The sequence below is a fragment of the Legionella longbeachae genome, assembly GCF_004283175.1.
Taxonomy (GTDB): Bacteria; Pseudomonadota; Gammaproteobacteria; order Legionellales; family Legionellaceae; genus Legionella; species Legionella longbeachae.
On record NZ_RXNW01000011.1, the window covers coordinates 73,419 to 85,728 of the forward strand.

The following is a 12,310-nucleotide window of genomic DNA, read 5'->3' on the forward strand; positions in this document are numbered from 1 at the left end:
TTTAACCCGTTACCGAGAGTGATCATGCATAACAAGCATTTCATTAACCTGCCCTTGATTGATATTTCAAAGACGAAAGACCAACAGTCTGGACTTGAAGAATATAGTAAAATGCATGAGGCATGTAAAACTTATGGCGCTTTTTTTCTTAGTGGCTTTACATCAATAACACAATTTGATTTACAAGGGCTTTTTTCTGAAGCAGAGCATTTTTTTAACTCAGATATCTCAATAAAAAAAAGTTATATCGCTTCTGCTGATAATCGCTATTTAGGTTATAGAGGAATAGGTAGTGAGTTTAGTGAATTGGCTCATCGGCAATATGAACCCTGTGAGCAGTATAAAGTGGGTTATTTAAATGATTTAAAGAATAAAACCTCGCTATTTGGGGTAGAGGCTATAAAGGCGCATGGTGCAATTTTTAAAAAATATTTGCAAACTGGTTTTTATTCTTTGGATAATATTGGCACATATGTTTTATCAACAATCGCTAAGAATCTCAATTTAGGAGAACATTATTTTGTTGATTATTGCAATCATCCTAATCATCAATTAGGACTTAATTGTTATCCGCATTCGCAAAATCCTAAGGATGGTGATCAATATGGGATGAGTGCCCATAAAGATTTATGTTTGATGACCATTATTGCCCAAAATAAACCAGGATTAATGCTAAGAGATGTCTGTGGCGAATGGAAAATTGTTCCCTACATTCCTGATACGTTATTTATTATGCTTGGTGAGTTTCTTGAAATTTGGACGGATGGCTATTATCCAGCACCGCTTCATCAAGTTCTAAAATCAACTACAGAGAGAAGACTCTCTATTGTTTATAAATTACGGCCAAATTATGACGCTATAATCCCGGTGATTAAAGGAATTAATCCTCATTCCAATTCGAGTTCAAGAACTGTCATTCATACAGGTAAAGCGTATGACGATAAATTAAAAAATATTATGTATATCAATTAAAAAAGGATAACGAATTTGCAACCCAAGATTTTACTCGTCAAAGAGTCCCGCCATAATGAAAAACGAGTGGCATTGCTCCCTAGGGATGTGGCTCAATTAATCAATTTGGGCGTGATGGTGTATGTTGAGGATTCTGCAGGTGTAGGGGCAGGTTATAGTAATGTGGATTATATATTGGCAGGAGCTAACATCCGCCATATTAACTATGATCAGGTTGACAGCTATCGTCAGGCATTTAGTGACATCGATATTATTATGCGTGTGAAACGGCCTGACCGAACGCGAGAGATAAAAGAAAACAGTGTCATAAAGCCGCATACTAAAATGGTAGGTATATTAGATATTCTTGAAAGAGATTCTGAGCATATTGCCGAATATCAAAAAGCCAAAATCGAATATTATTCATTGGATCAATTTCATTTTCCGGCTAATACACCAATGGACGCTTTGAAGGATATGAGCCGCATAGCGGGGAGATTAGCCTTAAATCATGCGATGGAATCGTTTAACGCACCGGTCCAACACGTTGCAATTATTGGTAGTGGTGAAGCGGGCACAGCTGCATCTCAAGTATGTATGAAACACAACATCCCCCACACCATAATAACGAGTGATGTATCCAAATCTGCATTTCTTAAATTACAAGGCATAAATAATATGGTTGTTGAGCGGCATTTATCATTAAAGATGAGGCAAGATAAAATTTACCAAATAATTAAGGATGTGGACATCGTTATCACGACAGCATCAACCGCATGGAGTGCTGCACCCATGTTAATTCCAGAGTCCACCTTAATAAAACTAAAAAATGGCACAATCATTGTTGATTTAGCGGTAGCTGAGGGTGGTAACGTGTTTGGTAGTAAACACGATGCGACAGTAACGCTAAAAAATAATGTAAAGATAATTAATGTAAGTGGTTACCCTAAAGAGTTACCTATTGAGTCCAGTCGGTCCTGGAGTATTGCGAGCTCTTATTTTCTGCACTTGTTATTAACCTCACAAGATACGTTACTAAAACTAAAATATTGCTAGTGTTTGTTGACAACTCAGATTCCGATGTCTCGTGGCTTGGTCACGGGACGTAGATGTTGAATATTATAAATTGCTGAATAAGCCCGATAATAAAGTCCGATTAAATTTGTTAGGCAAAAGAAACTCATTGAGTGTTTTTTAGGATGATCAATGTCTCTAATATAGCTTCTATATAGTGAAAAGTTTTTTGTGGCAACTTATAGCGGGAAAAATCGTTTTACTATGGTTTTTAGACAGGATGCAGTTATCTTGGAAGGAAGGCAAATAGTAAATTCTATTACAGTAATACCTATTCTTTCAAAGTAAAAAATATAATGAAATCAATAGATTAATTGCGGCGCTAAATACATTGTTAAAACAGTATTGCTAACCCATGCTTTAAAAGAACAAAGGCTATTCCATTAAGTCACTTTAAAGCCACCATATCTTAATTTTGCCCTAATATACTAAAAATGAAGCATTCATTATTTAAACTCTTCATGACTAATATGAGTAGTTAAGGTCATCAACAAGACAAGTTGAATTCAGGAACTCTTGTAAATAGGTAGGGAGATAGTCCATATTATCCGTCAGAATCTTTTTATTATAAGGATTTATTTTAAAAGCTGATTCCAAATAATGCATGATTATCATTTGCTCATCTTTTCTGCTGACAGAAAGGATTTGGCGAATAAAATTGGGTTTTAGCCATTTTCCGCTTTCACTCCAAAATAAGTTTTGTTTCTCATACGTATTAGAAAAGAGTAATTCATCTAAAATATATTGCCTCGCTAGAGGAGTTAATTTAAATAAAAGATTATCGCCATGGGGATGTGTCAATGTTTTCATTAGGAAACCAATGCGTTTATTTTCTGGAATTTGGAAGTATGGGCTAGGTTTTCCGCTATGTAATAGAATAGATGGGATTGCATCTTGGTAGCAGGGAGTGGTGAATAAAAATGTGAATATCTGTTGTAACACATCAGGGCTCTTTTCCTGCATTATAGATTTCATTAAAGAATCGATTTCATTAGATGAAAAATTAGACACATAACAAATGAGATTATCCATGATCGTTTGAAGTAAGTTTACTTTCTCTTTTGAATTACATTGACTTTCCGCGATCAATTCCAACAACATAGGAATGTTGTTCATATCCAGCATAGGCTTTTTAACACGCTCCATTTCATTTTTTTTGAAGTCTATTAACGCATTTTTTTCTATGTAGGAGTCAAATTTCCACTCAATAGAGCTTGTGTGACTCATTGCTTCAGCACATATCATATTCATGAGTAATGAGTGAGGCAAGGGTATTTTGATTTCTGGATGTATGCGCTTTAATTTAGAAAGCAAGTGAATAATACTTTCTGTTTTTACATCGATAATTTGGTCTATATGTTCTATGAAGTAGCTCATCATACTATTTTTTTCATAGCTGTTTGCTTCTGCCAGATAAAAATTAAAATGATCGAAAAGAGACATACTGCCAATGATTGCTTTGTTACATGCACCTTGTTCACTGACATAATAGTTAAAATTTAGAGGTATATTATCAATAAAGATTTTAAAAAGTTCATAGGTTGAAAGGGTCAGCATGGAACGAATGTAGCCTGTAATGTTGAGGGATAAATTTTTCTCTTTAAGAAGATAATTGCGAAAATCTTGGGTTTCTTTTTTCAGGGTTTCCTGATGTTTTTTGTAAAAATCAGCAAGTTTTTTCGATGATATAAATTTATCGTTGACGAGTTCAAACCAGCGATGAAGCGTTGTAAACGCGTTTTTTTGCGCCACTTCTTTTAAGGCTTCATAAAAATTCGTTTTCCATGACATGGCCTGATAAAATGGAGTTTTTGCAAAAGATAAGGCTTCTGAAATACTTTGATCACCAGTCAATAGATTAATGGGTTCTGAGACTTCCAGAAATGCTTCTATGGACTGTTGTTGTAAAGGAAATGGGTTAAACACGCGAATGATTTTGTCGGATTTATTTTGTTGGCTTTCAAATTCTTCTTTGCTTATTTCTGAATGTGTTCCTTCATCTGGATGATAAATCAGGTAGAGTGGGGAACCTGATGCTGGAGGATAATAGGCAATGAGTACCTGATTAAGACCTTGTAAGTTCTCGATAAAGTCACTCTCGCTTAATGCACGCATTGTACTTTCTTGACTGCAATTGCTGGCATCCTTCGCCTGCAATGGAATAATGATATCAATCTCTATCTGATCGGGGTTATTATGTGCCGCAAATGTGATAAAACGTGCGGGAGTTGCGCCCGTATAAGAGTTAGCTATTTTATTGAAATAACCAAAATACAGTCCTTGGCTCTGTTTTAAGTCTTTAGGTAATTTTGAGGAGTCTTCAGGATGAATGAGATCAAATAAATTTTTGTAAGAAAGGTCGCGTTCATTAAGATAAATCCCCAGATTTTTTTCGCCAACGCCTGTAGAAAGGAAAATTGATCCAACAACAGTACTAAAAAAAGTACTTCTGTTTTGGTGCTGATAGTCTAAATCGATATCGTATTCACCAAGGGCAAGAACACGTTTCTTTACTTTTCCAATGAGCATCGCCGTAGAGTAATCAAAAAAATGAGGGGTAGGGTAGAGAATGATGAGATCAGCATCAGCAATCTCAGGAATTAAAGTAGATTCATTAAATTCATCGAGCAATTGATAAGGCATATTGCTCTTAAACAACTTTTTGACAGGCTCTACATATTTAGGTTTAACATCGACAACCACTTTGATGTTAATTGGCTCACTTTGCTTGGAAAATTCACTGATAATGCAGTGCTGTAATTTGGCTGCAGAACTTGGGTCACCTAAGGTACCTTGGGGAGCGTGGGTGATAATAACAATTGTCTTCATGCTTTTCTCCGAAAAAGGGTTTAGAGTGGCCAAGTGGGTGAACCATTTTTGATAGGAGTGATTCTAAAGATGCAATATTAAGGTTTTATTAAGGATTGAGTGCTGTGTGGTTGGTTGCTTATGTGGTGTTATGAAAACAGTTCGCTATAAAAAAATTAACCTATTTTAGGGTGAATTTTATATTAGCTTATCTGGTTAAGTGCACTTAAACTTTCCCATACAATTTCTTTACCCAAGGACCAATGGTCAGTCCTTGAAATAAGATTGAGAAAATCACTACCATATAGGTCATCATCAAAATAGCATCGAAGGCAAACTTATTTGTTTTTCCAACTGTATCACATAAAGAAAGTGCTAGTGCTACTGATATTCCTCCTCGTAGGCCACCCCAAGTGAGAATTTTAATACTGTGTGGCGCGAAATCCAATTGACGTCGCATTAAAGTTAATGGAATTGCTACGGAGATCCATCGCGCCAGAATGACTATCGGAATCGCAATTAGTCCAATCAATAAATATTGATTATTGATGGTTAATACCAGTACTTCCAAGCCAATCATAACGAAGAGTACAGCATTTAGAATTTCATCGAGCAACTCCCAAAAAGTATCCAGGTGCTCCCGAGTTTTACTAGACATCGCAAATTTTCGCCCATGATTACCTATAAGTAAACCAGCGACTACCATTGCTATGGGTGCTGAGATATGAATTCGTTCTCCTAATGCATATCCTCCCATTACCAGTGCGAGTGAAATAAGAATTTCGACTTGATAATTATCAATGGATTTTAACATTTGATAGGTGATATACCCAGTTACTAGTCCGAATAAAACTCCACCAATTGCCTCAGTAACAAACAGCATTAATAAATGTGAGATACTGATTTCTTGTGTGCCAGAGGCCATTTCAACAATACCAAGAAAAAGAACGACCCCCACGCCATCATTAAAGAGCGATTCCCCGGCAATTTTCATTTCCAAATTTTTAGGTGCCCCTAAAACCTTCAAAATACTTGTTACCGCAATTGGATCAGTAGGAGAAATAAGGGCTCCAAAAAGCAGGCAGTAGATAAAAGTGATTTGAATGTTGAGTGTATGGAGGAACCAATAGGTTAACAGGCCTACAAGAATAGTGGATATAAGTGTGCCAATAAGGGCGAGTACAGTAACAACGACTTTCTGTTCAGCAAGCTGGCTAATATTGACATGAAGTGCGCCTGCAAAGAGTAAGAAGGCCAACATCCCATGAAGCAGGGCTTCATTAAAATTAACCTGCCCTAAAAAGCTTTTGGCATTTGAAATAATTTCAGGCCATATCATGCCACCTATATTTAAACTTAAGGAAAACACCAGTGCTATGGCCATCAACCCAATTGTAGGCGGGAGTTTAAACAATTTAAAATTGATATAGCTAAACATTGCCGAAAGCGTGATGAGCACGGCGATGATTTCAAAAAAAGACATAAACATTCCTTTGTTTAAACCCAATTAGCATTAAAGCCAATTTTTTGGATTGAGTTAGTATTAATACAATATTTATGTGAGCAAAAGCAAGCGGGTCAATTATTGGGATGCAGGTGAAGCTACACGATGCCCGTATTTTAAGGTCTAATATGCCCATCCCCCAAAACCACCCATTTATAACTGGTTAACGCATCTAAAGACATAGGGCCACGGGCATGCAATTTTTGCGTACTAATTCCAATTTCAGCACCCATGCCAAATTGTCCACCATCGGTAAATGCTGTTGACGCATTAACATAAACAGCAGCGGCATCAATATGGTCAAGAAAATAACTCTGTACGGTTTGCTCTTCTGCAATAATTGCTTCACTATGGCCAGAACTATATTCCATAATATGATTAACAGCCTCTTTCACTGAATCTACTGTTTTTATCGCCATTTTATAAGAGAGAAACTCATGGCCAAAGTCATCTGGTGTCGCTTTATGGAGCAATTCTTTTGGATAAAATGATTTTAGTTCATGGTAACTTAGTGGGTCTGCAAAAATTTCAACTTTTTTATTGGCAAGTGGCATTAGGATTAAGGGCAAATCAACCAATCGATCTGTATGGATTACTAATGTGTCCAAGGCGTTACAAACGCTCACTCTCCTCGTTTTGGCATTGTCAATAATTAAACGGCCTTTGTCTATATCCCCACTTTTATCAAAATAAATATGAACAACCCCAGCACCTGTTTCAATAAAAGGAATTCTTGCATGTTCACGTACAAAATTGATTAATGATTGACTTCCTCTTGGAATACACACATCGACGAACTGATTGGCTTTTAAAAGAATATGAGTCGCTTCTCGTTCTAAAGGTAATAAATAAGCGATAGATTTGCTCATGTTGTGATTAGTGAGTACTTGGTGAATCAATGAGACTAAAAATAGATTGGTGTAATGAGCTTCTTTTCCACCTTTTAAGACACAGGCATTACCTGTTTTAAAACATAATGTAAATGCATCAATCGTTACGTTAGGCCGTGATTCATAAATAATCGCCACAACTCCTAATGGAACGGAAATCTTTTGGATATTTAATCCGTTGGGAAGTTTTTTTTGTTCCAGGATTTTTGTTTGTGAGTAGGGTAAAGAGGCGACTGTTTCAATATCAGACGCTATGGTTTCAATCCGTTCTTTAGATAAGAGTAATCGATCATATTTGGGATCATCTTTACTCATTAAGGCCAGATCTTTTTTATTTTCATCAATGATTTGATTTACAGAATCTCGTACTCGTTGCGCAAGGGCCAATAATATTTGGTTTTTCTTTTCTTCATCGATAAATCTTAAGCTATAGCTGTCTTTTTTAGTTGCTTTAAGCTGGATAGTGACTTCTTCAATCATGAGTGCGCCTTAAAAAATATGTAAATGATCATAATGAATAAATTCCGGTTTTGCGGAGTGGCCTAAATATTCATTTAATTTAATTGCATCGTATTTAGCAAGCCCAATCCCTATTTTTTCATTATTGGGAGTCAGTATTTCAACTAAGTCGCCTCGCTTAAAATCGCCAGTAAATTTTTCAATCCCTACAGGTAATATACTGATAACCCGTTTATTTTCTTTTATAATTTCGACAAGGCGAGTATTTATAGTGATTGTTCCTAATTTATTTTCACCATAAGCAATCCATCTTTTTATATTTGATCTTTTTTTAGTAGGTAAAATAGTAGTACCCAAAGATTCTTCACTAAGGATGCGCATTATCACTTCGTGTTGATTGATGCTCGCTATGTGTGTGGTTACTCCCAGATTAGACATCCTGCGTGCTGTTCCAAGCTTGCTAATCATCCCGCCTCTGCCATGAAGACTTTTTACCGCAGAAACTTCAGGCCAATCATTTTTGGGATGGATCATGGAAATAAGTTCTGAGTCGGCTTCATTGGGGTGTTTTGTGTATACCCCTTCCACATTACTCAAAATTATGAGTTTATCCGCATTAATCATTGCGGCTATAAGACCCGATAATTCGTCGTTATCAGTAAACATCAATTCTGCAATAGCAACACTATCATTCTCATTGATAATGGGTACAATATTCTTATGCTCTAAAATTTCACGTAGTAACCGTGAAATATTCAAATAGTGTTGTCTTGTTTGAAAATCTTGTTTTGTAAGCAACAATTGAGAGGCAAGCATATTATATTTTTTGAACATCGAAGCATAAATATGCATCAGCTCATATTGCCCCAATGATGCTAAAACCTGTTTTTCTCCTATCGAACTCCCGTATTGGCGGTCAAAAAATTGACGTGCCACTTTTCGACCCGAAGCGACCGCACCTGAACTTACCAATATAACCTGGTGGCCTGCTTTTTGAAGCGTGACAACCTGCTCCACTAAATGGAGCATAATAGGCTCAAATGGAGTGCCATCACTTGATAAAATACTTTGGGTTCCGACTTTGATAACTATTTTCATGTTTAACTCTTTAATATAACTATTTCCAATAGATTAGCTTAATCCGCAGATCTATTGCTTTCGACGATTATAAAGGACAATTGATTAGGGAGAAACTCATCGCATTTTTAATAAGAACATTTTCGAGATTTGTAAGCATATGGGCAACAGGGTTGAGAGATTATTTTAGTTCAAAAAATGGAAACAAATATTAAAAGTAGTCTATAAAAGAAATAAGGGGCTATTAAAAAAATAATATGATGAATCTTAATAAGAAAAAAAGTATTTTTGCAGGATTATACGGGAATACTTTGGAATGGTTTGATTTTCTTCTCTATGCTAATTTTACTCCATTATTTGCCGAAATATTCTTTCCATCAAAGATATATTTTGTTTCTCTCCTTCTGACCTTTGGTGTATTTGCAGTAGGTTTTTTTATGCGTCCTTTGGGAGGGGTATTATTAGGACATTATGCGGATCATGTTGGGAGAAGAAAAACGTTAATCCTCTCAATGTCTATTATGACGTTTTCTACAGCATGTATCGCGTTGATCCCTGGTTTTAATACCTTAGGTATCGCTTCACCTGTCCTTTTTGTTTTTTTTAGGTTAATTCAAGGAATCGCTGTGGGAGGGGAACTGCCTGGATCAACCACTTTCCTTATTGAACATATGGCAGATCATCGACGTGGATTTGCAGGAAGTTTGGTATTAAGCACTGCTTTTCTGGGTATTTTTTTAGGTTCATTAACGGCTTCTTTTCTTAGTGTTTTGTTACCCGATGACCTTCTTAGAGACTGGGGATGGCGGTTGGCTTATTTGACAGGTGCCCTACTTGGGGTAATAGGAATTTATTTACGTGTGAGCAGCGTGGAGCCAAGTACTTTTTTGCATACCCAACATACAACAGAACTTCCTGCAAAAATTGTTTTTTCTAAATACCGACGCCAATTATTGTTGGCTATTATTTTTACAAGTATTATGGCTATCAGTAATTATTTACTTATTGCTTATATAACAAGCTTTCTCGTCAAATCAGAAGGCTTTATATTAAAAGATGCCCTGGTTGCTAATTTTATCGCTTTATTCATTTTGACGTTGTTAATCCCTTTGATGGGATTATTATCCGATTTCTTTGGTAGGAAACCGATTTTTTTGTGTGGTGCTTTTGGCATCTTAATTTTTATTTACCCGATCTTTATTCTTTTTTTGAGTGGTATTTGGTGGCATGTACTTGCGGGCGAAATATTGTTAGCTATATTGCTTGCACCTATGAATGCTACAGTGCCTACCATCCTTGCAGAAATGTTTCCCACTGCTGTTCGAGCGAGCGGCGTATCCATAGGGTACAATATAGGCCAGGCATTTTTTGGCGGGACAATACCTGTAGTTGCCCTGACTTTAGTTGAGTTAACGGGTAATAAATATGCCCCGGCGTTATATATATTATTCTGGGCCATTATCGCAATTATTACTACGCGCTTTGCGCAAGAGACTTATCTTAAGAAATTAGGATAAGTCCAAGAGCCAGGCCCATTTAATTTTTATATTTATTTCTTCAGGGGAGATTCACATGTCTCTAGTGGACTAACAGCCTCTAAGGGGATTCTGGAAGCATTCAGTACTCGGCAAACACAGCTGTAATGCCCGAGAATCGTAAATAATTCCATAATGAGGGCGGTACTGTAACGTTCAAGTAACCTGGTAAAAGTTTCATCTGTTAATGTTGCCAGATCCTCAAACTCATCAACTACCTGGCAAATAAAATTTTCTTCACTGGATAAAGAAACGACTTTTTGTTCCGTACATATAATGTCTAATTCTTCAGAACTAATTCCTGCTTTTTTGGCTAATGCCTTATGCTGAAGTAGCTCATAGGCCGAATTAGTTTTAAATCCATAACGACAGATGGCAATTTCACGTAATCTTGGATCAAAGTTTCCTTTATAGATACCAGCCACAAAATCCAACCATGGTTTATGGGTATTTGGGGCTAAAGCAAGCAAACGATGAATATTTAAAGGGGGAAGGTTATTTAATAAATTTACCGTTTCTTGAGGTAATTCATTATCTTGGGGTAAAGGGATGTGTTTTGACGTATTCATTTTTTATTCTCCTGAATTCAGATAAAACCGTATATAACTAGGCTGTATTTTCTTCCTGATAAAGTATGCCCGCGGCTAACTCCTCATAAAGACGAATAACACTGATTAATTGCTCCAGTTTACTGATGGTGAGTTGATATGCCTGTTGGTTAATTTCTATCCTGCTGTAGAGCAAATCATTGTGGCTAATAAGGCCTTTAGCATAGAGATCCTGTTGCAAGTGATATCTTTTCTTCAGCGCTTCTAAAGCGAGAGCGTCTTCATGGTATTTGGCCATCAGCTTTTGATTGGCAGCGATACTATTGGCAATAAGGCGTAATGCATTTTGGATGACATTATTATATTCTGCCAAACTCTTATTAAAAATGGCTTTGCTGGTGAGAATTTGTCCAAACAAAGAGGGGGATAAATTAAATGTTGCGTATATATCACCATAAGGTGCTGAATGGGTAGGACTGTTAAATGTACCATTTAAACTGGCTTTTCCCCAAAAATAATCTAACGTTAAGGCTGGAAGAAGTTGGGATTCAGCAATATTGACCCCACTACATGCGGCAAAAAGCGAGGTTAAGGCTACCATTACATCCGGTCGACGAAGTATCACTTGAGTATTAATTTTGTTCAGCGGTACTTCTTTACTGGGTACTTTAATAAATGATGGACCGGATTTTATTTTTCCGGGTGGCTCATTGATTAAATAATGCAGCGCGTTTTCGCTGGCGATGATGTTGTTTTGAGCCTGTTGTCGTAATCCCAGTACGCTTTGTAATTGGCTTGTTACGGTTAATAATTGCAGATTATTTGCTAAGCCTTGGTTTTTAGCAATTTTTAATGATACTAAAAGTTTTTTATTGTCCTGTTCGATTTGATTTAATAGTTCTAGTTGATGATTCCAGGCAAGAAGCGAGAAATAACTACTGGTCACTTCGCCAATAACAGTCAAACGTACGCCAAGATAATATGCTTTAGCACGTTTTAAGACAAATTCTGCTTTTTTTTGTTGAAAATAAAGCGCAACGAAATTTTGGTAATAGCTGGGGAGTACACCGTAAAATACACCTGGATTTCCTAAGGCAGGATCTTGGGAAAACCCCATTAAAACATTTAGACCAGGCAGCCAATTTAAGCGAATCGTTTGCAGCTCAGCCTGCGAAACACGGATCGATCGTTTGGCGATTGTCACATTATTATTGTAACGAAGTGCTTTCTCGACAAACTGATTCAGTAGAGGATCTCTAAAATCTTCCCACCACGCTTGATAAGGAAGTTGATTTAATGCATCATTGCTTGAGGCTTTTAGGTATGCAGGAATGTAAATCGACGAAGGTTGTGAGTTTTTTGCGCTTGGCATGCATGCTACTAGCGCACTTGTCATGACTAAAATAATTAGTGTTGCCAGGCTGCGCAATTAAATGGTTTCCATATAAATAACATGACTAATAT

General features: G+C 36.6%; 9 protein-coding genes. 3 read left to right on the forward strand and 6 right to left on the reverse strand.

Annotated elements, in window-relative coordinates; all coding sequences use genetic code 11:
• Positions 1 to 24 precede the first annotated feature (24 nt).
• Both EKG34_RS12140 and EKG34_RS12145 read left to right on the forward strand, forming a co-directional pair.
• A complete protein-coding gene (locus EKG34_RS12140) occupies positions 25 to 972 on the forward strand; it encodes a 2OG-Fe(II) oxygenase family protein (RefSeq protein WP_003634384.1) in 948 nt (315 codons plus the stop codon).
• 15 nt (positions 973 to 987) lie between these two features.
• The gene (locus EKG34_RS12145; RefSeq protein WP_003634386.1) at positions 988 to 2,007 is read left to right on the forward strand and encodes a Rossmann-fold NAD(P)-binding domain-containing protein; all 1,020 of its coding nucleotides are present in this window, start codon (positions 988 to 990) and stop codon (positions 2,005 to 2,007) included.
• A gap of 483 nt (positions 2,008 to 2,490) precedes the next feature.
• On the opposite strand, the gene EKG34_RS12150 is transcribed toward EKG34_RS12145, so the two are convergent.
• From EKG34_RS12150 to proB, 4 genes are all read right to left on the reverse strand, one after another.
• Positions 2,491 to 4,854 (reverse strand): hypothetical protein, encoded by a 2,364-nt coding sequence (locus EKG34_RS12150; protein ID WP_012979521.1) that lies wholly within the window; start codon positions 4,852 to 4,854, stop codon positions 2,491 to 2,493.
• Positions 4,855 to 5,059: 205 nt separating this feature from the next.
• Positions 5,060 to 6,316, reverse strand: coding sequence for a cation:proton antiporter (locus EKG34_RS12155; protein ID WP_003634393.1), 1,257 nt, complete (start codon positions 6,314 to 6,316; stop codon positions 5,060 to 5,062).
• A gap of 137 nt (positions 6,317 to 6,453) precedes the next feature.
• A complete protein-coding gene (locus EKG34_RS12160; RefSeq protein WP_003634395.1) occupies positions 6,454 to 7,707 on the reverse strand; it encodes a glutamate-5-semialdehyde dehydrogenase in 1,254 nt (417 codons plus the stop codon).
• 9 nt (positions 7,708 to 7,716) lie between these two features.
• Positions 7,717 to 8,784: a glutamate 5-kinase gene (proB, locus tag EKG34_RS12165; RefSeq protein WP_003634397.1), complete on the reverse strand. Its 1,068-nt coding sequence runs from the start codon at positions 8,782 to 8,784 to the stop codon at positions 7,717 to 7,719.
• A gap of 239 nt (positions 8,785 to 9,023) precedes the next feature.
• Between proB and EKG34_RS12170 the strand changes: the two genes are divergently transcribed.
• A complete protein-coding gene (locus EKG34_RS12170) occupies positions 9,024 to 10,280 on the forward strand; it encodes an MFS transporter (RefSeq protein WP_012979520.1) in 1,257 nt (418 codons plus the stop codon).
• Between the two features lie 32 nt (positions 10,281 to 10,312).
• Here the strand turns inward: EKG34_RS12170 and EKG34_RS12175 are convergent, their stop codons facing one another.
• On the reverse strand, positions 10,313 to 10,867 hold the full coding sequence (locus EKG34_RS12175; RefSeq protein WP_003634400.1) for a carboxymuconolactone decarboxylase family protein: 555 nt from the start codon (positions 10,865 to 10,867) through the stop codon (positions 10,313 to 10,315).
• Between the two features lie 37 nt (positions 10,868 to 10,904).
• A complete protein-coding gene (locus EKG34_RS12180) occupies positions 10,905 to 12,218 on the reverse strand; it encodes a TolC family protein (protein ID WP_012979519.1) in 1,314 nt (437 codons plus the stop codon).
• Positions 12,219 to 12,310: the final 92 nt, after the last annotated feature.

Excerpts from the sequence above, each read along its gene's own strand:
- EKG34_RS12170 (WP_012979520.1), top strand. The coding sequence starts at position 9,024 with ATGAATCTTAATAAGAAAAAAAGTATTTTTGCAGGATTATACGGGAAT.
- proB (WP_003634397.1), bottom strand. The coding sequence starts at position 8,784 with ATGAAAATAGTTATCAAAGTCGGAACCCAAAGTATTTTATCAAGTGAT.
- EKG34_RS12175 (WP_003634400.1), bottom strand. The coding sequence starts at position 10,867 with ATGAATACGTCAAAACACATCCCTTTACCCCAAGATAATGAATTACCT.
- EKG34_RS12180 (WP_012979519.1), bottom strand. The coding sequence starts at position 12,218 with ATGCCAAGCGCAAAAAACTCACAACCTTCGTCGATTTACATTCCTGCA.
- EKG34_RS12140 (WP_003634384.1), top strand. The coding sequence starts at position 25 with ATGCATAACAAGCATTTCATTAACCTGCCCTTGATTGATATTTCAAAG.
- EKG34_RS12155 (WP_003634393.1), bottom strand. The coding sequence starts at position 6,316 with ATGTCTTTTTTTGAAATCATCGCCGTGCTCATCACGCTTTCGGCAATG.
- EKG34_RS12160 (WP_003634395.1), bottom strand. The coding sequence starts at position 7,707 with ATGATTGAAGAAGTCACTATCCAGCTTAAAGCAACTAAAAAAGACAGC.
- EKG34_RS12150 (WP_012979521.1), bottom strand. The coding sequence starts at position 4,854 with ATGAAGACAATTGTTATTATCACCCACGCTCCCCAAGGTACCTTAGGT.